This is a genomic window from Rahnella sp. PAMC25617 (assembly GCF_050606005.1).
GTDB classification, from domain to species: domain Bacteria; phylum Pseudomonadota; class Gammaproteobacteria; order Enterobacterales; family Enterobacteriaceae; genus Rahnella; species Rahnella variigena.
Genome location: NZ_JBOCUM010000011.1, coordinates 1 through 23,032, shown reverse-complemented (window position 1 = coordinate 23,032; position 23,032 = coordinate 1). Strand labels below are relative to the sequence as shown.

Sequence of the window (23,032 nt, the reverse complement as noted above, 5' to 3'; positions counted from 1 at the left end):
TTAGTCTCTACAAAATTACTGATATAGGAAATAAGATGTCTGTTTTTATACGTTTTTTGGCGAAAGCCTTCCGCCGACGCGGGATCCAATGCATGGCCGCTATTGCACTGTTATCTTGTCAGGCGGCATTCGCGGTGAATCTCCCGCAGGGTTATACTCGTCTCGGTACCTGGACACCGACCATCAACGGTACGGCTCATGGACCTTACGCTAGCTCTATGGCTCTGACATACGGATGGGGCTGGAAACTATCGGCCTGGCAAAACACGCCAAATGACAGTAATGGTGCAACCTGCTCAATAGCGGGCCTGCCCTACACCACGGTAGACGGTTGGTCGGGATACGAGATCCAAAAGGGCGTATTAATTGTCCTGACCGGCAGTCTGAACGCGACGACCATTACGGCGACGCCGACCGGCAACGCCAACGTGGTCACCGACACCTATTCCGCCACCTGGGACAGTAAAGGGGCCATCATCACTGACTGGCAGACGCCCGGCACCGCGTCGCATTGTGCGGCGATAAAGCGTCCGATCAGCGGCAACTTCTACATTCTTGACGGGTCTAGCACTTCGATGAATGTTTCGTACGGGGTGTATGTTGCACCAGGCGCCGCGGCAGGCCCGTTGCCCACAACCTATCTGCAACTGCATAAAACCAGTGGAAATAACAGACAGTCTCTGCTGAGCTTCAGTGATCTGGTCGTGGCCAGCACGCAATGTTCGATGAACACAGCGGCGGTCGTGCCATTCGGTGACGTGACGCCGGGTCAGGGAACGGACGGCAAGGGGATTGCGGTGCAGTCTTCGCTTAATGTGAACTGTACTAACGACGCCGGTACCAGTGCGGATATCACCTATTCTGTGACGCCGAAAACCCAGGCAGGCGACGATTACACGCTGCCGATGATCTCGACCGCAGGCGGCGGTATTGCGGGGGATATCCGCGGTTTTATTGGCGCAAACGCCAGCGCAGAGGCCGGATGTACCACCAGAGGCTCGTCGATGCGTATGGATAGCAGCAAAGCGGCGCTGCGCACTGTGTCTTCCACACAGTCGTGGTCTGACAATCTGGTATGGGTATTGTGCCCGAAAACCACCGCAGAGCCCGGCACTGCCACGGCAGCCGCCACCCTTGATGTGAACTGGTAAGCACAAAGGCACAATGGATCGAAAAAAGGCGGACTGCATCACAGCAGGCCGCCTTTTTCGTTATCGGGTAAAGCCACAGAGGAAGGAAAAGGGCGCGCAGATCAGCGCAGGGGAAGGGCGTGCATAAGCTGGTGAAAGAAAACCGACGCCTCGACCGGCTTTGAGAAGAAATATCCCTGAAAGTGACTGACGCCCAGGGTGGCGAGCTTTTGTCGCTGTGCGTCTGTTTCCACGCCTTCGGCGATGGTCAGGCAGTGCAGTTCCGTTGCGACGGCTATAATGTTGCGCACAATCGCTTCTTTCACCGGGTCGGCTTCAACACCGGCCGTGAACATTTTATCGATCTTGATATAGCGCGGGCGAAACTGCATCAGATAATGGTAGTTAGCATTACCCGTTCCAAAATCATCGACAGAAAGATCAACGCCCAACAGCGCGAGGCTTTTGCACAGATCTTTCACCAACGTCGTATCTTCAACCGCTTCTCTTTCGGTGATTTCCAGCCCGATACGTAAATCCCGCTGCGCGGTATCCCTTTTGAACGCTTTGCAGAGATTCACAATGGCGTGATTTTTAAAATCTGCCGCAGAGACGTTAAAGAATAACGTGGTCTCAGGGCGACAGATAAATGCCATCGACATCACAGTGCGGGCGACGGACTGAATGCCTGACTCTGTGATGCGGGCAATAAGCCCGTTTTTCTCGGCAAGCGGAATAAAATAGTCAGGAGAAATATTTCCAAGCGAGGGATGGTGCCAGCGCATCAATACTTCGCCCGCCACCGTTTCACCGGTTCGGGCATCCACAATGGGCTGAATAAAAGGCATCAGCTGGTGTTTATTGATGGCCCTGCGCAACATAAAAAGCAATGCGTGCGGCTGCGCCAGAGTTTTATCCGATAATGCAGATAACAGGGCGGATTTAAATGTCCGTTTAAAAATACGCATGGCGCACCGTAAGGTAATAACAGGACATGAGGTTTTAAATCATACCGTTTAAACATTCTATAAACGATCGCCCGTGAACGTGATATTTCAGACGGGAACTACAGGCGTAGTCATTGACGCACATAAAAATAATCTGAGGCCGATGTTGATCTTTTGTTAAGTGTGTAAAATATGCCGGACGTGAACGAAATATTGTGGTGAATGCTGCAAGGTATTTTCACTAAGAAAAATCCATTTTTGAAATTATTGTAAGTTTTGGCTATCAAACCACTGCGGATTTTAACGTAAGGCTGATTTTACAGTGTGGTTGTAGGTGCTGCGAAAAGATTATTTTATGGTGATTTACACTATTTTTATCGGGAGTGTGCAGGCTAATGTCCTTTCGTCATGAAAAATTAAGATGAATTGAACGTTTTTAAATTGAAAGAAAATTCCTATTACTTTAGTAGTGTCAAAAATTTGTGGTTTCTGTAACTTTTATAAAAGGAAATGAAGCGAATTACTGACAGTTAAATAGGGTAAAAGGAACTACGGAAAGGGAATTTATATGGACTTATCAGACTCCGTGATTTCTGATGATTATTTTTTTATCTTCGGCTTCAGCGCGTTATTATCGCGGGAACTGATTGATGAGAATTTTTATATCGTCGATGTGGAGACCACCAGTTATGCGCAGGTGACCGATTCTGTCTGCCAGGGACGAAAGATTTTCGCTTTTATCTCCAATGATGTGGATTATTACGCATTGCAACATCTGGAGAATGTCACACTGATTGACCGGCGCAGTCCGGTAAAAGAAGTGCTGTCATGTTTACTGGTGAATAATTCACGTTTTAATTATCACGTGAAATATAAACTTTCTGCGCGGGAAAATGAAGTATTGACCTGTATGCAGCAGGGGCTGGATACGCAACAAATTGGTGAGCGATTGGGGATGAACATGAAAACGTTTTATGCCCATCGCACCCGCATGATTAACAAATTACAAATCAGCAATCGTATTACGTTGTACAAAAATATTGCCAGACACCGAGCAATAAGCTGACGGCGTAAGGCGCGGTACTACGCCGGGATCCCCATTCTAAGGACGGAAAAGCAGGTGGCATCACTCATTTTTATTTCAATAAAATGGAGCTGTCTCAATGAAATCAATTCATCATATTCCCCCGCATGAATTCTGGTACCAAACCCCGGCAGGCTGGGCCTCTGATGCAGGAGGCACGACCGGCGGCGGCGAAAAACCTGAGCTTTCCTATTACGTCACGAATATCGGCGAACTCCGGCAGGCCATTGAGGAGTCCGGCGACCGTCCGAAACGCATCTGGATTGGCGGGCTGATTGACGCCAGCGGCGGCGTGCCTTATCTCAACCGTCAGGATCAGTCCCGGCGCGGCAGGATATTTATCGGCAGTAATACGACGCTGATGGGTATCGATGAAAATGCCCGGTTCGTTGAAAGCGCGCTGATTATTCAGGATGTAAGCAACGTCATTATTCATAATATTTACATCGAAAATCCTGTCGACGTCGATCCTCAGTTTGAAGAGGGCGATGGCTGGAACGCGGAATGGGACGGGCTGAGTATCATTCGCGCCCAGCATGTCTGGGTCAGCAATGTGACATTCAGCGACGGGCGTTTTACGATGGACATGTATAAAACCGTCGATGGCTGGAAATACGTCCAGCACGACGGTTCTCTGGATATCAAACGTGCCTCGGATTACGTCACCGTTTCGCACTGCGTTTTCACCCTGCACGATAAAACGATTCTCATCGGCCACAGCGACAACAATGACGAAGAAGACGCCGGCAAACTGCGCGTGACCTTTCACGACAATCTGTTTACCCGTGTGGTACAGCGCACACCACGCGTGCGTTTCGGCAATGTTCATCTGTTTAACAACGTGTTTGATAATGATGTCGCCGATCCGATATACAAATATCAGTACAGTTTTGGCATCGGAAAAGATTCCAGAACGTTGTCCGAACTGAACGTATTCAACGTGAAAGGGCAGACGGTTGCTTGCAGATTGTTCAAGGGGTTTGGCGGCGAATATTTGTCTGATTCGGGCTCGGTATTTAACGACACAACAGCGGATTTAAACGCCTGCGGTTTTAACACTACATCCGTCGTCAGGCCGCCCTATGACTATTTCCCGCAATGGGATCTGACGCCGGAGTTTGTCGATGCGGTAAGACGTTCAGCGGGAAACATGCTGGATTACCGCGTTCTGGTGTAAAAAAAATGCCCTGCGATCCATATGCAGGGCATTTCTTCCTGGCGACGTGCTAACTCGTCACTCTCCCAATTCAACCTCCACCCTGTGTTCAACGCCATCATCGTTGAGTGGGATCTTGTCACCGGCAAGCGGTGTGCCATCCAGCGTGACGCAATATTCTCCGGTACTGCGGCGGACGGTGATCAGATAACGGCTGCTGCCCTGCTGGTAGGTGACGGTGATTTCCGGCCAGTCCTGCGGGAGTTTACTGTGGATCGAAATGGCGTCGCCGTGGCGGGTGATGCCGAGCAAAGATTCGGTGATCAGGCGATACGTCCAGCCTGCAGAGCCGGTGTACCAGCTCCAGCCGCCGCGCCCGCTGTGCGGATCCACCGAGTAAATATCGGCAGAAATCACGTAAGGTTCGGCTTTGTAACGGCTGACGGCCTCCGGCGTCAGACTGTGATTGACCGGGTTAATCATCGACATCAATTGCCACGCCCGTTCGGTGTTGCCCTGTCTGGCAAAAGCCATCACCGCCCAGATTGCCCCGTGCGTGTATTGCCCGCCGTTCTCGCGTACGCCCGGCAGATAACCGCGAATATAACCCGGATTCGGCCCGTTGCCGTCGAAAGGTGGCGTCAGCAGTTTGATCAGCCCCGCGTCACTGTCCACCAGATATTTGTCCACCGACTGCATGGCGCTGGCGGTACGTTCCGGTGTGCCTGCCCCGGAAAGCACTGACCAACTCTGAGCGATGGCGTCAATCTGACATTCCGCATTCACATGCGAACCGAGCGTTTCACCGCTGTCGAAATAGCCGCGCAGATACCATTCGCCGTCCCAGGCATGATCGTTGAGATTTTGTTTCAGCCGCGCCGACTGTTCGCGGCACAAGGTGGCGGTGGCGGTGTCCTGACGGATTTCCGCCAGTTCGCCGTAGCGTTGCAGCACGTCATACAGGAAGAAGCCCAGCCAGACGCTTTCCCCGCGTCCGCCCAGACCGACCAGATTCATGCCGTCGTTCCAGTCGCCCGCGCCCATCAGCGGGAGGCCATGCCCGCCCATTTGCAGGCCATGTTTCAGCGCACGGATACCGTGCTGCCACAGGCTTTCGCGTGTTCCGCTGACCACCGGTTGTTCGTAGAAAGACTCTTCGCCCGGAGCCAGTAAGCGCGCCTCAAGGTATGGCACCTGTTCTTCTGCAATCGCGTCATCGCCAGTCACCGCGATGTAATGACTGATCGCCAGCGGCAACCACAAATAGTCATCGGAACAGCGGGTGCGCACGCCGTTGCCGGTTGGCGGGTGCCACCAGTGCTGGACGTCGCCTTCGATAAATTGCCGTGACGCGCACAGCAGGATCTGCTCACGCATACGTTCCGGTGCAGCGTGAGTCAGCGCCAGCGTATCCTGCAACTGGTCGCGGAAACCAAATGCGCCGCCGGACTGGTAATAACCGCTGCGCGCAAGGATCCGGCTGGCGAGGGTCTGATAAATCAGCCAGCCGTTAGCCAGCAAATCGACTGATTTATCCGGCGTGGTGATCTGAATTTTATCCAGCACCTGATGCCAGTGGTGATGAATTCTGTCCAGCTCAGCCTGCGCGGCACCTTCCTGGAAGAACTGATGAATTAAGGCTTCGGCCTCACCGGCGTTTTGCCCCAGACCGAGGGCGAAAATAAAGGTGCGCTGATCGCCGTCAATGAGCGTGGTGGCGGACTGAACCGCACCGCACGGATCGAGCATTGCGCCGGTTTTATCCGACAGCCGCTGATTTTTCATTGCAGCGGGCGCTGCCGTTGACCCTGTGCGCCCGAGGAACTCACGACGATCGCCGCTCACCGAACAGTGCGCGCCGGTTACGGCGAAGAAGGCGGTGCGCGGGGAGCCGTTACTGGTGTAATGGTTGGTCGCCAGCACGCCGCAACCCTGAGCCACATGGGCCGCGGAGGTAACGATATGCATGGCTGATTTGGCGCGTAAATCCGCCATCACCCATTCGGCATAACCGGTCACAGACAGTCTGCGTGGCCGCCCCGAGACGTTGGTCAGCGTCAGCATAATCAGTTTCACCGGCGCATGTTCCGCCACTAACACCGTCATTTCGCTGCTGATCCCGTGTCCGGTATGCTCGAAAACGCTGTAGCCAAAACCGTGGCGTGTCACATAGCCGCCGTTTCCGCGCACCGGTAACGGTGCCGGTGACCAGACGCTGCCGGTTTCCTCATCGCGCAGATAGAACGCCTCACCGGAGCTGTCGCTGACCGGGTCGTTTTCCCATGGCGTCAGGCGGTATTCGTGGGCATTTTCAAACCACGTATAGGCCTGTCCGCTTTCTGAAATCACCGTCCCGAAACCGGCATTCGCCAGCACGTTTGACCACGGCGCAGGCGTATTCTGACCTTCGTTGAGCACAATCTGATATTCACGTCCGTCCGGCGAGAATCCGCCCAGCCCGTTGAAACAGGCCAGGTCACGTGGTGCTGCGGCAACCGGCGTATTGTCGGTGACGGTGCGTACCGGCAACAGGGCAGGCAGTGAGACGTGTGGCAATTGCATACGCAGGTTGAGCTGATCGGTGAGTGAGCCGCGGCGGTCGTCGATCACCACCCGCGCCACGCTCATCAGCAGTGTGCGGTCTTCCTGCGTCAGCTGTTCGCCATTGCGGACAAAAATTCCCCCCGGAATATCGGTCTGACTGGAACCCGCGCCGGAAGCGACCAGGCTGAGGATCTGATTTTGCAACGCCTGCTGATAGCCGCCGGAGTCATTGCATAACAACACCAGATCGACCTTCAGCCCTTTGAGACGCCAGTAGTTGTGCGCGCGGATAAGTTGCGTCACCAGCCCGATATTCTCATCGCTGGTCAGGGTGAGCAGCACGATCGGCAGATCGCCGGAAAGCGATTGTCCCCAGAGACCGGATTGTCCGCGGCGGTTGGCGGCCACGGTCTGCGCATCGCCGCGCAGTTCCTGACTGGCGAAAACCAGCGCACCGGCCAGACGGTTATACAATCCCGCGTCGTCTTCGGTGGCATTCAGCTGGCGCAGCACCACCTGACTGTGCGACCAGGCGATTTCGAATACCCGATCAGCAATATGATGGTCACGATATTTTTCCAGCAGCATCAGGCTTTGCAGCCGTGTGTCGGAAATGCCGTACACCATATCGATAATCACTGGCACGCCGGGTTTCAGGGTAATGCGCTGGCGGATGGACATCACCGGATCCAGCACCGCACCGGCGCTGTTAGTGAGCGGTCCTGCCTGACGCAAGGCCTGCGGGCTGGCCGCGGTATTGCCGCGTCCGATAAAGGCCGACCGGTCAGTTTCGAACGACGTTTCCCGTTCGAAAGAGCCGTGGATCGCCATCATATGGAACATCCACGGACACTGTTCTTCCGGTTCACGCGGACGGCGGTGGCACAAAATCCCTTCCTGTGCGGGCACCAGTTCGGTCTGCACAAACAGATTGCTGAACGCCGGATGTGCGGTGTCATTGGCGGCTGGCGCCAGTACCACTTCGGCATAGGTGGTGATTTCCAGCTCACGTGGTCGGCGGCCATGATGCGTAACCGTCATGCGGCGGATTTCGACGTCATCCTCCGGCGAAACCACGATGTGGGTTTGCATGGTCAGCGAACCCTGTGTGCGTTTGAATTCCGCACCGAAATCGTTCAGCACCGCGTGATAGGTGCCTTTCTGTTTGCCGAGCGGTTGCCAGGTATTGCTGTAGACCGCGCCGGACTCCGGATCGCTGAGATAGCAGAAAATCCCGCGATTATCGCGTGTTGCATCTTCCCGCCAGCGGGTCAGCGTCAGGTCTTTCCAGCGGCTGACGCTGCCACCGGCCTGCGTGACCATCAGATGGTAATTGGTGTTAGACAGCAGCTGAATTTCCGGCGAGGCACTGCTGATGTCTGTGAATTCACGCAACTCAATGTTCACTTTTTGCAGCGTGTTGTCATGAGATTCAAAGTGACGACGCGGACTGTATAGCTCGACGGCATCCGGCACCCGTTCCTGCAACAGCAGGCGTGCCGACTGGAACGCGGCATTGGCGGCGAAGCGTGCGGTCATCGGCGCGCCGAGCAGCACATTGCCCAGCGCCAGGAAACCCATTCCCTGATGGTGAGCCATGTAAGAGCGCACCACGATGTAAATCTGGCCGCGGATCAGACGCGACGGGCTGTAATCCAGCGCGTCGTAAAAACCGTATTCGCCACGCGCACCGCAATGTTCCAGTACGTTGAGATTGAGGCAGGCTTCCTGCGGGCGGATCATCAGCGCCATCATGGTGGCATAAGGCGCGACCACCATGTCTTCACCAAGACCGCGCTTCAGGCCCAGACCGGGCACGCCGAACGCGTGATACTGATAATTCTGATTGAGGTCAAATGCCGCATAAGCGGATTCAGAAATCCCCCACGGCACGCTGTTTTCCTTACCCCAGGCGATTTGCCGGTCAACGGCGGTCTGACACATCTGCACCAGCAGGGTATCCGGATAGGCCGGCATCACCAGTTGGGGCATCAGGTATTCAAACATCGATCCGCTCCACGACATCAGCGACGGCTGTTTCTCGATCACGGTGAACAGGCGTCCGAGCGCAAACCAGCTTTTTTGCGGCAACTGGTTGGTGGCGATGGTGACGTAGTTGGTCAGACGAATTTCAGAAGGCAGCAGATCGTATTTCCCGCTGTCCAGTTTATGCGAGTCGCAGTTATATCCGACGGTCAGCAGATGGGTATTCTTGTCGTACAGGAAGCGGAAATCCATGCGCGCATGGTCATTAAGGCGTTGTTCAAGCTCGCCGATAATGTCCAGACGCTGCCGTGCCAGACCGATCGCGCGGGAAATCGCCGGTGCCGTACGGGCATCCTGTTGCGCCAGCCATTGCAGTGAAGGGAGCTGTGCGTTTTGCGCCTCCGGCGACAATTCTGCGTAAAAATCTGTCCACGCCTGCAAACCGGCATCAAGTTGCTGCGCCAGTCGTTGCAGCCAGCCTTCTGCGGTGGTGGCAATCAGCGCACGCATCTCGCGCAGGCTCAAAATACTCTGCTCAGTTTTTTCGCCCGCAGCCTGTTTGAGACTTTCACGAAGCTTAGCCACCAGCGGTGCATCTGCCGGGATTTCCGCCATATTCAGCGTGTCTTCCAGCCCTTTCAGCCATGCCGGAAGATTGACGGCTGGCTGTGTTCGCCACAGACGTAAGCCGGTGCTCAGCGTCAGTAAATGCCCGGCCAGATTGCCGCTGTCTACACTGGAAATGTAGCGCGGATTGAGCGGCTGGAGCGTGCGTGTGTCGTACCAGTTATATAAATGTCCGCGAAAATGCTCGAGTTTATCCAGCGTATCAAGCGTCAGCATCGTGCGTTCCAGCACTTCACCCTGCGTGAGATAACCAAAATCCCACGCGGTGATATTGGCCAGCAGCGACAGCCCGATGTTGGTCGGCGAGGTGCGGTGCGCGATCACCGGCTGTGGGATTTCCTGGAAGTTATCCGGCGGCAGCCAGTTTTCTGTTTCATTCACGAAAACTTCAAAGAAGGACCAGGTCTGACGGGCAGCCTGACGCAGGTAAATCTGTTGTTGTGCGTCCAGATCCGGCACCTGGCGGCGGGCGGGCTGACTGAGCCAGCATAAAATACGCGGCGCGATAAACCACAGCAGGCCGAGCGGGACGGCAAAGCCCAGCAGCGGCGGACTTGCCTGCGCGGACAGCAAAATGACCGCCACGCCTGCCAGCGGATTAGCCCACATGCGGCGGTAGAAATATCCGGGCGAATGCGCACGGGATTTCGCGCTGATATTGACGCTCGCCCACTCATGTAACTTGCGATGGCTGACACTGAGTCGCCACAGTGTCAGCAAAATCGCCTGCACCGAATAGACGGCTTCGTGCGGCAACGTCATCAGATTAAGCAACACGCGGGAAATCCGGCTGACAGTCGCCGATGCCACACTTTTCAGATGCGGAACCAGCGCCCGTCGTGGCCCTTTATTCAGCAGGTCTAACACCAGTGCTACCAGCGCCGGGAACAGCAGCATCACGGTAATAAAACCGAGCCAGTAAAGTTTGTCCGGCACCACCAGCAGCGTGGTGAAGATCAGAATCAGCAGGGCAGGCGCGACCAGGCTGCGGCGCAGGTTATCGAACAGTTTCCAGCGGGAAAGCATGGTCAGCGGATTACGGCAGCGCGTCCCATCTTCCTGCGTGACATAAAACCCCAGCCAGTTAAGCAACTGCCAGTCGCCACGGATCCAGCGGGTTTTACGCGCCACGTCTGCCAGATAATGATCGGGATATTGTTCGTAAAGCACCACATCGCTGAGCATACCCGAGCGAGCGTAACAGCCTTCCAGCAGGTCGTGGCTGAGCACCAGATTTTCCGGGCAGGTGTTGTCCGTCGCACGGATGAACATATCGACGTCGTAAATACCTTTACCGACAAAAGAGCCTTCACCGAATAAATCCTGATAGATATCGGAAGACATCGACGAATAAGGATCGTTGCCCGGCACGCTGCTGCATAAAGCGGCATAGCGTCCCTGACCATTTTCCGGGATTTCCTCCGCCAGCCGTGGCTGGAGAATGGCGTAACCGGACACCACCCGATGACGTTTCTCGTCATACACCGGATGATTGAGCGGATGCGCCATTGCCGCGATCAGCTGATGAGCGGTGGCCCGCGGCAGCACGGTATCGCTGTCGAGAGTGATAACGTATTTCACCTGACGCAGATGCGCCTGCGTGCTGCCTTCGGTCAGCGAGAACGGCTCGCCTTCATCGCGCAGCCAGCGGTTAAGCGCATTCAGTTTGCCGCGCTTACGCTCATACCCCATCCACACGCCTTGTTTCTCATTGAGTTCGCTGTCGCGGTGCAACAGCGTAAACAGTGCGCCCTGCGCAGAGGGATAACGGCGGTTCAGCACCTGAATTTGCTGCACGGTAAAGGCCAGCAGGGCATCGTTATCCGCATTCTGCGGATTTACGCTGTCATGAAAATCACTGAGCAGCGCGAAATTCAGGTTAGGTAACACGTTGCCGAGATAACAAACTTCAAGGCTGCTGATCAGCGCCTCGATATTTTTGCGGCTGCCGAGCAGACACGGGATCACCACCAGTGTGCTGGCGGACGCGGGAATGCCACCGGCATATTCGAGGCGCGGCAGCGGTTGCGGCGTCCGGCTCCGGGTGGTGATTTCGCTGAGCAGATTGAGCGCGAACTGGCTGGCGACCAGCACTACCGGTACTAACAAACTCCACCATAACCAGTGCATGGGCGTATGGGCGGAACGGTAGAGTGCATCAGCGGTGACGGCGGTGGTCAGCAGCAACAGGCTGCCGAGCCACGAGAGCAGCGGTGTCTGGTTGAGGCGGCCACGCATGCGCGTCACCCATGAGAATCTGACATTCAGGTCTTTTTCGAGTGCCTTGCGCCCGGCGTCGATCAGGTAATAACCCACATGTCGTTGCTGGACGGCACCGCTGGCCTGTTGCGCTATGGCAATCGCGCGGCTGGCGACAAAGGCCTCATCGTGGCGGGAGTTGCGCGAAAGGCGTTCTATCTGATGGCGGTAATTATCGCGGGTATCGAAGTGCATGGAGGCGTAAATGCCAGCGGGATCTTCATGCAGGATTTTCTCCACCACGCTGAGATTTTCAGCGAAATCCGCCCAGTCCATTTCTGTCAGCTGGCGTAATCCCATAATGCTGTTGCTGACTGAAAGCTGGTTGGCCGCCAGTTGCTGATTAAATTTGTCGATCACTTCCCGCTGCGTCAGGCCGACTTCGCTCAGACGCTGTTCCACCCAGGTCAACGGCAGCGCCAGTATTGAACCGTGGCCCTGCAGGCGGCGAACCAGTTCGGCGACAAACGCGCTGGTACGCGGTGGATTGCTGCGCGCCATGTCGGCAATCACGATGATCTGACTGGCCGGATCATTCTCGGCGCTGTCTTGCAATTTATTGACCCAAAAATCGGCCAGATTGCGCTCCTGCTGTGCATTTGCCACTTCAATGCTGACGCGGCGCAGGTTCTCGATCAGCGCCAGGCGCAGCATTCCCGGAAATGCCCACAATTCGCCGAGCGTCAGCTGTCGCACGCTCTGATAGGTGGAGAGAAAACGGGTGAGCGTGGTGATGTCCCAGAGTCCGTCGCTGTGGCTGACGACTTCGGTGGCGATGTCATAAATACGCGGGCAAAAATGCGGTGCGCCCAGTGAGGGCAGGCCTTTGCCGAAGTTTTTCGGCAGCAACTGGCGAACGACGCGGATCTGTTCTTCGATCAGATAAAAGTTGTCGAGCAGCCATTCTCCGGCGGGCGTGATACTGGCTTTCTCACCACTGCTAAGGATAAGACAGCTGCGGGTCAGGACTTTTTCGTTATCGTCGAGACGTTTGAGCAGGTAGTAGGGCAGTTTCTTACCGGAAAGCTTATGAGAGAGTGCCAGCTTGCCGCCAAAACGTTCCATCTGATCCGCCGAGAAGAGTTCGGCGCGGATAGGCGCGGGATTTTCCAGCGCGCTGGCCCGATGACGTCGGGTAATGACCGGAACAGGTGGTGCTCTTTTACTTTTAAACCAGTTAATCACAGCATTTTTCACGTCGACATACCTTACGCGAACCCGAAAAGGCAGTTGCCTGGGCTGCGATAAGAGTTCACACGAAGAGAATAGTGGGCAGAGGGCAGGGAGGCAGATCGAATTTGTCGCCGGGCGGGCGTCTCCCCTGAGCTTAGTCTCTTTTGAGGCGGAGCGTGGGTTTAGTTTCCAAAGTTGCTGACGTTTCAGCGCAGATCACTGCAAAATTAATGGGGATCGTGAAACAGCGCTGAAATTCGTTGCCATTGTTTTCTCTCGTGTTGTCTATTTTCAACTACACTTTCTGCACCCCTACAGCGCCAAATAAAAGAGCGCGTTATGAATAACGAGAAAACATCATGATCATTTCTGCATCAACGGACTATCGCGCTGCGGCAAAAAGTAAACTGCCGCCATTCCTGTTTCATTACATCGACGGTGGCGCTTATAACGAGCACACGCTGCGTCGTAACACCGCCGATCTGGCTGATATCGCCCTGCGCCAGCGCATCCTGAAAAACATGTCGGATCTGAGTCTGGAAACCGAATTGTTTGGTGAAAAGCTGTCGATGCCTGTGGTGCTGGCACCGGTCGGGCTGACCGGCATGTACGCGCGACGTGGCGAAGTTCAGGCCGCCCGCGCCGCAGCAAAAAAAGGCATTCCGTTCACGCTTTCCACCGTCTCCGTCTGCCCGATTGAAGAAGTCGCACCGGCCATCGATCGCCCGATGTGGTTCCAGCTTTACGTGCTCAAAGACCGTGGATTTATGCGTAATGCGCTGGAACGCGCACAGGCCGCAGGCGTCAAAACGCTGGTGTTTACCGTTGATATGCCGGTGCCCGGCGCTCGTTATCGTGATGCCCATTCCGGTATGAGCGGCCCGAATGCCGCCGCCCGCCGCATGTTACAGGCGGTGATGCATCCGCAATGGGCCTGGGATGTGGGTCTGAACGGTAAACCGCACGATCTGGGGAATGTCTCGGCCTATCGCGGTAAACCGACCACGCTGGAAGATTATATCGGCTGGCTGGGGGCGAACTTCGACCCGTCGATTTCATGGAAAGATTTAGAGTGGATCCGCGAATTCTGGAAAGGTCCGATGATTATCAAAGGCATTCTGGATCCGGAAGACGCGAAAGATGCGGTGAAATTTGGTGCAGACGGCATCGTGGTGTCGAACCACGGCGGCCGCCAGCTCGACGGCGTGCTTTCTACCGCGCACGCACTGCCTGCCATCGCCGATGCGGTAAAAGGCGACATCACCATTCTTGCCGACTCCGGTATCCGCACCGGTCTGGATGTGGTGCGCATGATTGCCCTTGGCGCAGACAGCGTATTACTGGGCAGGGCGTTTGTGTACGCGCTGGCGGCGGCGGGCGAGGCGGGCGTGATTAATCTGCTGAACCTGATCGAGAAAGAAATGCGCGTGGCGATGACCTTAACCGGCGCGAAATCGATATCTGAGATTAGCGCGGAATCGCTGGTGTACGGAAGAAGTTTGCGCTGATGCGGTCATTCCCGGGGACGTCTGCTATGACTGCCCCGGTCTTATCACTCTGCCACGCAATACCCGTTTCTTCCCGCATGTTTTGCCTGATACAAGGCGCTGTCAGCGCGCTTTAGCAACTCCAGCGCCGTCATTCCCGTTGCCCATTGCATGATGCCCTGACTGACCGTTATGGTTTCTGAAACCTGTGATAACGCATGGGGAATAGCGGCTTTTTCGACACTTTCCTTGATGCGTTGCGCGATCACTGTTGCGTCGTTGGCACCCGCGTTGTGGAGCAGAATGACGAATTCCTCGCCACCGTAGCGGGCGACCAGATCAGCCGGTTGCCGGACGACATTCTTGAAGCATTCTGCGATGCCCACCAGACAGCTATCTCCCGCCTGATGACCGTAATGGTCGTTGTATTTTTTGAAGAAATCGACGTCAATCATGATCAGTGAAAAGGTGCCACCCGAACGTTCTGTCTGAGCAATAAGTTGTTCGAGCTGGTTATCAAGCTGGCGACGATTTGCCACGCCCGTCAGCGGGTCGTAATGCGCCAGATTATCCAGCTTACTGACCAGCAGCTGGTTATCACATTCCCGGCGAATCGAGAGCACAAACCAGCGGCTCAGCATGATGCGACCGGTTTCGAACAGGGCACTGGCGATCAGAATCGCGGCAACTTCTAATACCGGAATAGTGTTGTCACGAAAAATCAAATGTATAAACAGTGATAACCACAGCGGCGCGATGAAGCTGTAAAGGACAGGCATGGTCGGATAGAGCGCAATCAGCGCGGTAAAAATCAGCATGCAGAACAGAGGAAAGACCATTTGCTGCTGCGCATCGCTGGCCAGCATGTAGTGGAACACCACCGCCCAGTACAATCCCACCAGAAAAGCCAAGGCCATCGCCGGTGTGCGCGAACGGATGAAACGTAACACTGGCAGTGCAATGACAAAAAACACTAAAAAAATTAGCGATAACTTGTCCAGCACCGGTCCGGCAATCGCCACGTCGGCGTGCGGATCGAGCAAAAGTCTGAACTGGTGGCGACCAAACAGAAAAAGTACAAAACATAAATTAGCGATCAACAGCCAGATACTGCTGGTGCGCAGTGACGCTTTTTTATAATGATCCAGCAGAGCGTTAAACGCAGTGTCTTGCAGCGTGTGAGTGGTCTTTTGCATGGCTTTCCTTAACATTGGCTATGGAGATAGTGTAGCCGAAACAGTTCCGGTGTCTCGCTTCAAAAATCGTGGGCTTGGCGCCCACACTGGCCTTAAAAAGCAGTCTGCCTTTGAATTTAAGATCGTGCGGGCGATTCAGAAATCTTGCTGAACGGAGCGGCCTGGAGACCTATGGCTCCAGGACCGAGAGAAGGGACCGCTACGCGGCAAGATTTCCAGCCTGTCGCTGTGGTGGCTGAAACATGTCTGACTGCGATAGCGCGCAGTTAAAGAGCCCGGGATTCTTAAGGGTGGCGGCGATAAGCCACCCTTAAGGCCAGTGTGGGTGGCAACCCACGGTTTTGAACTTGAACCAAGTCGGTGTGGGTGGCAACCCACGGTTTTGAACTTGAACCAAGTCGGTGTGGGTGGCAACCCACGGTTTTGAACTTGAATCAAGTCGGTGTGGGTGGCAACCCACGGTTTTGAACTTGAACCAAGTCGGTGCGGGTGGCAACCCACGGTTTTGACGTTAAATTATGGTCTTGATCCGCCACGCTTCCCGCCCGCGCGCCCGTACACAAGCCTTGAGTAACTCCGCGGTGACTTCAGCAATGGCTGTCTCATCTACCGGCGGCGCAGCCGCAAACTCCCTCAGCCATTGCTGCCTTGCTGCTTCCAGCCTGTCGGCAGGCCTGACTCGCAGCGACTCCCGCAGCGCGCCGCGTTTCTCCTCCAGTGCCTGCGGGCTGATGCCGTCAATCAAAGCGGGGATCTGCGCGATAAACGCATCGATAAACCCCAGCAACGCTTGTGCATCATAGGCGGGCGACTGTAAGGCAAACAAAATCCCGGACTGACGCGCGGTCTGATGGAAACGGCAACTGACCACATAGCCAATATTCTTTTCAACGCGGTATTGCTGGAAGAATGCTGGCTCAAGAAAAGAAGCCAGAATCTGCGTGGCGGCCAGACATACGGCGGTGTTTTCCGTCAGCGGCCTGAACACCAGTACCGCGGCGTCATCACCCGCGGTCGTGAATTCATGCGACTTTTCGGACGAGCCGCAGATCACTTCCGGCAGTTTTGCGAGCAGCGTGCGGATCGCAATCTCCGACTCTGCCTTGCGTTGCTCCTGTTCAAAAAGCCGTTCGCCCTGCGTCAGCACTATAGCCGAGGGCGTGCGCAGCAGCGCACGTGCTGTGGAGAGCGTACGTGTTACCCATTCCAGTGGCCCGCTGAGCTGCAATAATCCATTTCCCTGAACATGCGTAAAGACCAGCGAATTGCCCTCATGAGCAGATTGCGCACTAAGGGCGCGCAGACAGGCACGGGCGATACAAGCCTGATGTAAGGTCAGGGGCGCGCCGGTGGTATGAACCCTTTCGTCTGTTTTGTGCACAATCCCATTAGGTGGGAGATGGAAAGCAAAAGATAATTTTGTGACATTGTCACTTATTGCGCCCCACTCATCGAAACACACCGGCAGGCAGAACCCCTGAGCGGGTGTATTTTGCCCCTGAACATCCGGCGCAATCCACAGTCGCGTCATGTTCCGCGGATGCAACTCAGCGAGTAATGTTTGCCAGCCATTTTGGGTGGCGGGCGGAAAGTCCAGCGTTCGCGTGCGCAGTTGATCCAGCGGCGTTAAACGGCTGAAATCGCGATGTGCGAGGGCGGCATAATGTTGCAGATGTGCCGCGCTTAAATCGCGGATCTGTTGCAGCCACTGGCAGAACAGCGTTTCGATTCGGGCACGGATTGCTGAGGTAGTGTCGCAGACGAGAAATTCAATACTGAGAATATCGCCACTGCCGGATGCGTACGGCAGCGAAACCCGCACATCATCGGCCAGCGCCTGCGTCCGCAGGATGTCCAGCAAACTATTCGTTGCCTCGTCTGTCAGTAGCTGACGCAATAAGGTCAGGGCAGGGCAATGCGTGACCGGGAACGAAAAACGCAGCCGCGGTGAACCGTCAAGACGCAGCTGAAGATGGCGTTTGTCGCGTAATACAACAGGCTGAGTGGGTGCCGGCTGATAACCGTTGCGGGCTGAAAAGGCATTGCCGTAACGTTCTGCCAGCGCGGTCAGTTCTTTGAAAGATTGCGGGCCCTGCAGCCACAGCGTCAGATGGTCTGCGGTGAAAAATTGCTGATGATAGTGCGTCAGCGCCCGTTGCAGTGCGGGAATATCTTCGCCGAAAGAGGCACGACTACCGACGTGAAAATCGTGCAGCCGCGCCGGAGCGTTAAACGCCAGACTCAGTGCCGCATCACACAGCGAGTCTGCATGGCCGGTCAGCATGTTGTATTCGGCGTCAATGACAGACACTTCCTGCCTGACCGAATCCTCTGCCAGCAGCGGTTGCGCCAGCATATCCACCAGCCGTGCCAGACCCGCTTCAAATTTTGCCGGTGTCATGTCGAAAAACCATGCGGTGGCATTCGCGTGCGTGGTGGCGTTGAGTTTTGCGCCTTCCGCCTGCGCCCACATCATCAGCCGTTCATCGCCCTGAAACTCACGGCTTCCGGCAAACACGACGTGCTCGAACAGGTGCGCCAGACCGGGAAAGGCGGGCGGTTCGTGATGACTTCCGGCATTCAAATGAATGAGTGCGGCAGCACGCGAGGCCTGTGGGTCGTGAAGCATGTTAACCCGCAGGCCGTTTGCCAGCCTCAGTGACTGCACGTCAGGCAGCATCAGCGCATCAGCCCTTGAAGATCAGTTGCGAGTTCGCGCGGTTGCGGAACTGTAGCTGATTGATCTGAATATTGGTGCAATTGGCCTGTTCGCGTGCGGCGAGGATCATGCCGTGATGTTCAGATTTGGAACACACCGGATCGGCATTGTCGGCATTGCCGGTCAGCATAAATGCCTGACAGCGACAGCCGCCGAAATCCTTCTCTTTTTCAGAGCAGGAACGGCAAGGTTCCGGCATCCAGTCGAAGCCGCGGTATTTGTTGAAACCGAAGGAGTCGTACCAGATTTCCTGCAGGGTATTTTCCAGTACCGACGGAAATTCCACCGGCAGCTGGCGCGCGCTGTGGCACGGCAGCGCCATGCCTTCCGGCGTGACGCTTAAGAAAATCGCGCCCCAGCCGCCCATGCAGCCTTTCGGGCGTTCTTCGTAATAATCCGGCGTCACAAACAGCAAATTCGCCAGATTACCGGTTCCGGCCATTTTCTCGCGGTACTGATGTACCACGTCTTCGGCGCGGGCGATCTGCTCGCGGGTCGGCAGCAACCCTTCGCGGTTCAGCTGCGCCCAGCCATAAAACTGACAGGTCGCCAGTTCGACATCGTCGGCGTCCAGCTCAATGCTCAGGTCGATAATTTTGTCGATCTGATCGATGTTATGGCGGTGCAGCACGAAGTTCAGCACCATCGGATAACCGTGGGCTTTTACCGCTTTTGCCATCGCCAGTTTTTGCTGGAAAGCTTTGGCATTGCCCGCCAGCGCGGCGTTCAGCTCTTCGTCGCTGGCCTGAAAGCTGATCTGAATATGGTCCAGACCGGCTTTGGCAAACGCATCGATTTTCTTTTCCGTCAGCCCGATCCCGGAGGTGATCAGGTTGGTGTAAAAACCCAGATCACGCGCAGCGCGGATGAGCTCCGGCAAGTCTTTACGCACCAGCGGTTCGCCGCCGGAGAAACCGATTTGCACCGCGCCCATTTCCCGCGCTTCTTCAAACACCTTGATCCACTGGGCGGTGGTCAGTTCTTTTTCCTGTCTGGCGAAATCGAGCGGGTTCGAGCAATACGGACATTGCAGCGGGCAGCGGTAAGTCAGTTCGGCCAGCAGCCACAGTGGCGGTTTGACCGCAGGTTTAAGCAGGTTCACGGAAGGTAATCCACTTTTGTGCATGGGCCTGAGCGAAGAAATCTTTGACGTCATCATTCACGCCATCGGCTTCAGGGAAGCGCTCATTCAGCTCATCAATGATATTGGCAATCGTCCGCTCGCCGTCGACCAGTTGCAAAATAAACGTCGCACTGTCGTTGAGTTTCGCCATCCCTTCCGGATACAAAATCACGTGGCAGTCCTGTGTTTTTTCAAATTGCATGCGGTAGCCGCGACGAAACATCGGCGTGTAATGTTCGGTAATGGTGATCACAGGAGTCGTCCTTTGTGCCAGACCGCCTGTTGCGTCACGCTGTGGTACGGCGGGCGGTTAAGTTCGTAAGCCAGGGTCATGGAATCGAGCATGCTCCACAAAATGTCGAGTTTGAACTGCAAGATTTCCAGCATACGCTGTTGTTTTTCAACGGTATCGCAGTATTCCAGCGCCAGTTGCAGACCGTGTTCGACGTCGCGGTTCGCCTGACTCAGACGGCTGCGGAAATAGCCGTAACCCTCTTCCTCGATCCATTGGTAATGCTGCGGCCAGGTGTCGAGACGCGCCTGATGGATTTGCGGGGCAAACAGTTCGGTCAGCGAGCTGCATGCCGCTTCCTGCCAGACCGCGCGACGGGCAAAGTTAACGTAAGCATCGACGGCAAAACGCACGCCCGGCAACACCATTTCTTCTGACAGCAGCACGTCACGATCCAGACCGACCGCTTCACCCAGCCGCAGCCAGGCTTCGATACCGCCTTCACTGCCGTCATAGCCATCGTGATCAAGAATACGCTGCACCCATTTGCGGCGGGTCAGGGGATCCGGACAGTTGGCCATAATAGCCGCGTCTTTCAGCGGAATGCTGGTCTGATAATAGAAGCGGTTCGCTACCCAGCCCTGAATTTGCTCGCGTGTCGCCTGACCATTGTGCATCGCAATATGGTAGGGATGATGGATGTGGTAGAACGCGCCCTTGGCACGCAGCGCCTGTTCAAATTCTTGCGGCGTCATCGGTGACGTCGGGTGTGAAGAAGTCGTCATAATCGTATTTACCTAAAGTTCGATGCGCATCCCGTCCCGGCTGACTTCAATATTTTGCTGCGTCAGCGCCTGCCGCTCGGCAGAGGATTCATTGAGGATCGGGTTGGTATTATTAATATGGATGAGAATTTTGCGTTCCGCCGGAAGGGAAGAAAGCAGGGCAATCAGCCCCTGTTCTTCGGCAAGCGCCAGATGGCCCATGTCTTTGCCGGTATTGCGGCCAACGCCGGTGGTCGCCAGCTCGTTGTCCTGCCACAGCGTGCCGTCAATCAGCAGGCAGTCAGCTTTATTGAGCCACTTCATCAGTTCATCATCTGGTTCGCCCAGACCCGGTGCGTACAGCAGCGAGGTGCCGGTTTTCGTGTCTTCAATAAACAGCGCGATATTGTGGCCGGGCAGCGGTTTGCCGCGGTATTTCGAATAAGGCGGCGCGTTACTCAGCAGCGGAATGGCAGTGAATTTCAGATCCGGGCATACGGCCACGGAGAAGCTGTTCTCCGGCTCGATAGCGTGATGCTGCAGGCCGCCATTCCAGTGCGAAAGCATGGTGAAAATCGGGAAGCCGGTAGTGAGATCGTCGTGGACTTCAGGCGTACACCACACCTGATGCGGGCAGCCTTCGCGCAAATTCAGCAGACCGGTGCAGTGATCAATCTGGCTGTCGGTCAGGATGATGGAACCGATGGCGGTGCCGCGCAAAACGTCGTGTTTAATCAGTTCGGGCGTGGCGGCAATCTGGTGGCAAATGTCCGGCGAAGCGTTACACAGCACCCAGTCGGTGCCGTTGTCGCTGACGGCGATAGAAGATTGCGTGCGTGCGGAGGTTTTCATGGTGCCATTGCGCACACCCTGACAGTTGCTGCAATTGCAGTTCCACTGCGGGAAGCCGCCGCCCGCCGCTGAACCAAGTACGATAATTTGCATGTGTGAACCAGGGGAAAGGGAAGGAAGATGCCCACAGCGAACCGTGGGCATAAGGGCTTAGCGGTTAGAAATGTACAGCGTCACTTCTAAGCCTAAACGCAGGTCTTCGAAAGAAGGTTTAGTCCACATGATAACGTCCTCTTGGTGATTACAGTTTTAAGTTCACTGCCACTTTCATTGCGGCAGGTGATCGGCTTATTGTCAAATATCGCCGGTTTGGCTACAAAAATGTTGCGATGGTGCCAGACCGATATTGCCCTGTAAGCCACAGGGATTAGCGCAAAACGCCGGATGAAAAACTATTCACCCCACGTTTGCTTTAATACTTTCAGCCAGTTGCGGTACGCGATTTTTTCGATGAGCAGCTTGCCGTAGCCCGCATCAGACATGGCCTGCAACAGAACGGGCAGTCCGGCGACATCACCCAGCGCATCCGGCACATTGATGCCATCAAAATCCGAACCAAAACCGACATTTTCTTCGCCCAGTTTACCAATAAGGTTATCAAGATGTTTAACAATTTCGGTGATCGGGGTGTCGCCGTTGCGTTTTCCATCGGCACGCAGAAACGCGGTGCCGAAATTCACGCCAACAAAGCCGTCACTTTCGGCAATGGCGGCCAGTTGTTTATCGGTCAGATTACGCGGTTGCGGGCATAACGCATGGACATTGGAATGGGTGGCGACCAGCGGAGAATCGCTGAATTTTGCTGTCTGCCAGAAGGCTTTTTCGTTCATGTGCGAGACATCGAACAGAATTTTTTTGCGGTTGCATTCACGCATTAAATCAAGCCCGGCGGGCGTCAGGCCATCACCGGTATCCGGCGAACCCGGAAAATCACCTTTCACGCCGGTACCAAACTGATTGGGTAAATTCCACAGCGGCCCGATGCTGCGCAGCCCTTTTTCATACCAGAGTTCCAGCCGTGAATAGTCATCGCCCAGCGCTTCAGCGCCCTCGATATGCATCACCATTGCCAGCACGCCGTGAGCCATACAATGCTCAATTTCGGCGACGGTCCGGCAGATTTTTGCCCGTCCGGATGACTGCGTTTCAAGGCGTTCAAGCAATGAAATCTGCGCCTGCGTGATGGCTAACGCGTCATGCGGTTCTGGCGGAGAATTTGGCTTCAGTTGCGGCATATACGAAGCAGGTGGTACGAAAATGGCAAATAAACCGCCTGCGAAACCGCCGAGGCGACAACGCCTGAGATCGAGATGCCCTTCAAGTGCGCCATCAAGAAACAGAGCAGCAGGATCTGCTGCGTCATGCAGCCACAGGCGAAGTAACAGGTCGTTATGACCGTCAAAGACAGGGGGATTGGGGATGGTGTTCATGATGTTAATGGTACTTTATAAAAGCATGTTGAAACATGGGGAATTATGTAAGTTTTGGTTTTTTGCACGGATCGGTGCAAAGGGGGCGATTTTAAAATCAATTTCCAGGTCAAGGTCAAGACCGTGGGCGTCGGCCCACACCGACCAGAGACCCGGTAACGCGCGGGCCTCTGGACTCCGCGCTTTTTTACTGCGCGCTGTCGCAGGCACGACGGACATGTTCTGGTGCAATAGTGAGTGGCGCAAATCCAGGTGCTTCGCACTGCCTTCTCTCGGTCTTCGAGCCACAGGTCTCGAAGCCGCTCCGTTCAGCTGAATTTTGA

The 23,032-nt window shown here is 55.2% G+C and carries 15 protein-coding genes; 4 read left to right on the top strand and 11 right to left on the bottom strand.

Annotated elements, in window-relative coordinates; genetic code table 11:
• Nucleotides 1–35: 35 nt before the first annotated feature.
• Nucleotides 36–1,151, top strand: a complete 1,116-nt coding sequence (locus tag ACM615_RS14625; RefSeq protein WP_431012088.1) for a hypothetical protein — start codon at nucleotides 36–38, stop codon at nucleotides 1,149–1,151.
• 101 nt (nucleotides 1,152–1,252) lie between these two features.
• On the opposite strand, the gene ACM615_RS14620 is transcribed toward ACM615_RS14625, so the two are convergent.
• Nucleotides 1,253–2,098 (bottom strand): EAL domain-containing protein, encoded by an 846-nt coding sequence (locus tag ACM615_RS14620; protein ID WP_431012087.1) that lies wholly within the window; start codon nucleotides 2,096–2,098, stop codon nucleotides 1,253–1,255.
• 547 nt (nucleotides 2,099–2,645) lie between these two features.
• Here ACM615_RS14620 and ACM615_RS14615 point away from each other — a divergent pair.
• Both ACM615_RS14615 and ACM615_RS14610 read left to right on the top strand, forming a co-directional pair.
• On the top strand, nucleotides 2,646–3,143 hold the full coding sequence (locus tag ACM615_RS14615; RefSeq protein WP_132964425.1) for a helix-turn-helix domain-containing protein: 498 nt from the start codon (nucleotides 2,646–2,648) through the stop codon (nucleotides 3,141–3,143).
• Nucleotides 3,144–3,240: 97 nt separating this feature from the next.
• On the top strand, nucleotides 3,241–4,338 hold the full coding sequence (locus ACM615_RS14610; RefSeq protein WP_132964423.1) for a pectate lyase family protein: 1,098 nt from the start codon (nucleotides 3,241–3,243) through the stop codon (nucleotides 4,336–4,338).
• A gap of 57 nt (nucleotides 4,339–4,395) precedes the next feature.
• On the opposite strand, the gene ACM615_RS14605 is transcribed toward ACM615_RS14610, so the two are convergent.
• Complete coding sequence (locus tag ACM615_RS14605; RefSeq protein ID WP_431012086.1) at nucleotides 4,396–12,930, bottom strand: GH36-type glycosyl hydrolase domain-containing protein; 8,535 nt, start codon at nucleotides 12,928–12,930, stop codon at nucleotides 4,396–4,398.
• Nucleotides 12,931–13,265: 335 nt separating this feature from the next.
• Between ACM615_RS14605 and lldD the strand changes: the two genes are divergently transcribed.
• Complete coding sequence (gene lldD, locus ACM615_RS14600) at nucleotides 13,266–14,414, top strand: FMN-dependent L-lactate dehydrogenase LldD (protein WP_132964422.1); 1,149 nt, start codon at nucleotides 13,266–13,268, stop codon at nucleotides 14,412–14,414.
• A 44-nt stretch (nucleotides 14,415–14,458) separates the two neighbouring features.
• Here the strand turns inward: lldD and ACM615_RS14595 are convergent, their stop codons facing one another.
• The 9 genes from ACM615_RS14595 to ACM615_RS14555 all read right to left on the bottom strand — a co-directional run.
• Nucleotides 14,459–15,589 carry a GGDEF domain-containing protein gene (locus ACM615_RS14595; protein ID WP_431012085.1) on the bottom strand — a complete coding sequence of 377 codons (1,131 nt, stop codon included), beginning with the start codon at nucleotides 15,587–15,589 and terminating at the stop codon, nucleotides 14,459–14,461.
• A 511-nt stretch (nucleotides 15,590–16,100) separates the two neighbouring features.
• Nucleotides 16,101–18,269 carry a pyrroloquinoline quinone biosynthesis protein PqqF gene (gene pqqF, locus ACM615_RS14590; protein WP_431012084.1) on the bottom strand — a complete coding sequence of 723 codons (2,169 nt, stop codon included), beginning with the start codon at nucleotides 18,267–18,269 and terminating at the stop codon, nucleotides 16,101–16,103.
• Nucleotides 18,270–18,276: 7 nt separating this feature from the next.
• Nucleotides 18,277–19,410: a pyrroloquinoline quinone biosynthesis protein PqqE gene (gene pqqE / locus ACM615_RS14585; protein WP_431012083.1), complete on the bottom strand. Its 1,134-nt coding sequence runs from the start codon at nucleotides 19,408–19,410 to the stop codon at nucleotides 18,277–18,279.
• Nucleotides 19,397–19,654: a pyrroloquinoline quinone biosynthesis peptide chaperone PqqD gene (gene pqqD, locus ACM615_RS14580; RefSeq protein ID WP_431012117.1), complete on the bottom strand. Its 258-nt coding sequence runs from the start codon at nucleotides 19,652–19,654 to the stop codon at nucleotides 19,397–19,399. The genes pqqE and pqqD overlap by 14 nt, the downstream gene beginning before the upstream one ends.
• A gap of 26 nt (nucleotides 19,655–19,680) precedes the next feature.
• Complete coding sequence (pqqC, locus tag ACM615_RS14575; RefSeq protein ID WP_129638868.1) at nucleotides 19,681–20,448, bottom strand: pyrroloquinoline-quinone synthase PqqC; 768 nt, start codon at nucleotides 20,446–20,448, stop codon at nucleotides 19,681–19,683.
• Nucleotides 20,449–20,460: 12 nt separating this feature from the next.
• Entirely contained in the window at nucleotides 20,461–21,372 is a 912-nt protein-coding gene (gene pqqB, locus ACM615_RS14570; protein WP_129638867.1) for a pyrroloquinoline quinone biosynthesis protein PqqB, read from the bottom strand.
• Between the two features lie 57 nt (nucleotides 21,373–21,429).
• Nucleotides 21,430–21,501, bottom strand: coding sequence for a pyrroloquinoline quinone precursor peptide PqqA (gene pqqA / locus ACM615_RS14565; RefSeq protein WP_013578120.1), 72 nt, complete (start codon nucleotides 21,499–21,501; stop codon nucleotides 21,430–21,432).
• A 170-nt stretch (nucleotides 21,502–21,671) separates the two neighbouring features.
• Complete coding sequence (locus tag ACM615_RS14560; protein ID WP_431012082.1) at nucleotides 21,672–22,709, bottom strand: dipeptidase; 1,038 nt, start codon at nucleotides 22,707–22,709, stop codon at nucleotides 21,672–21,674.
• Between the two features lie 15 nt (nucleotides 22,710–22,724).
• Nucleotides 22,725–23,032: hypothetical protein (locus ACM615_RS14555; protein WP_431012081.1), on the bottom strand; the 308-nt coding region annotated here is incomplete at its 5' end.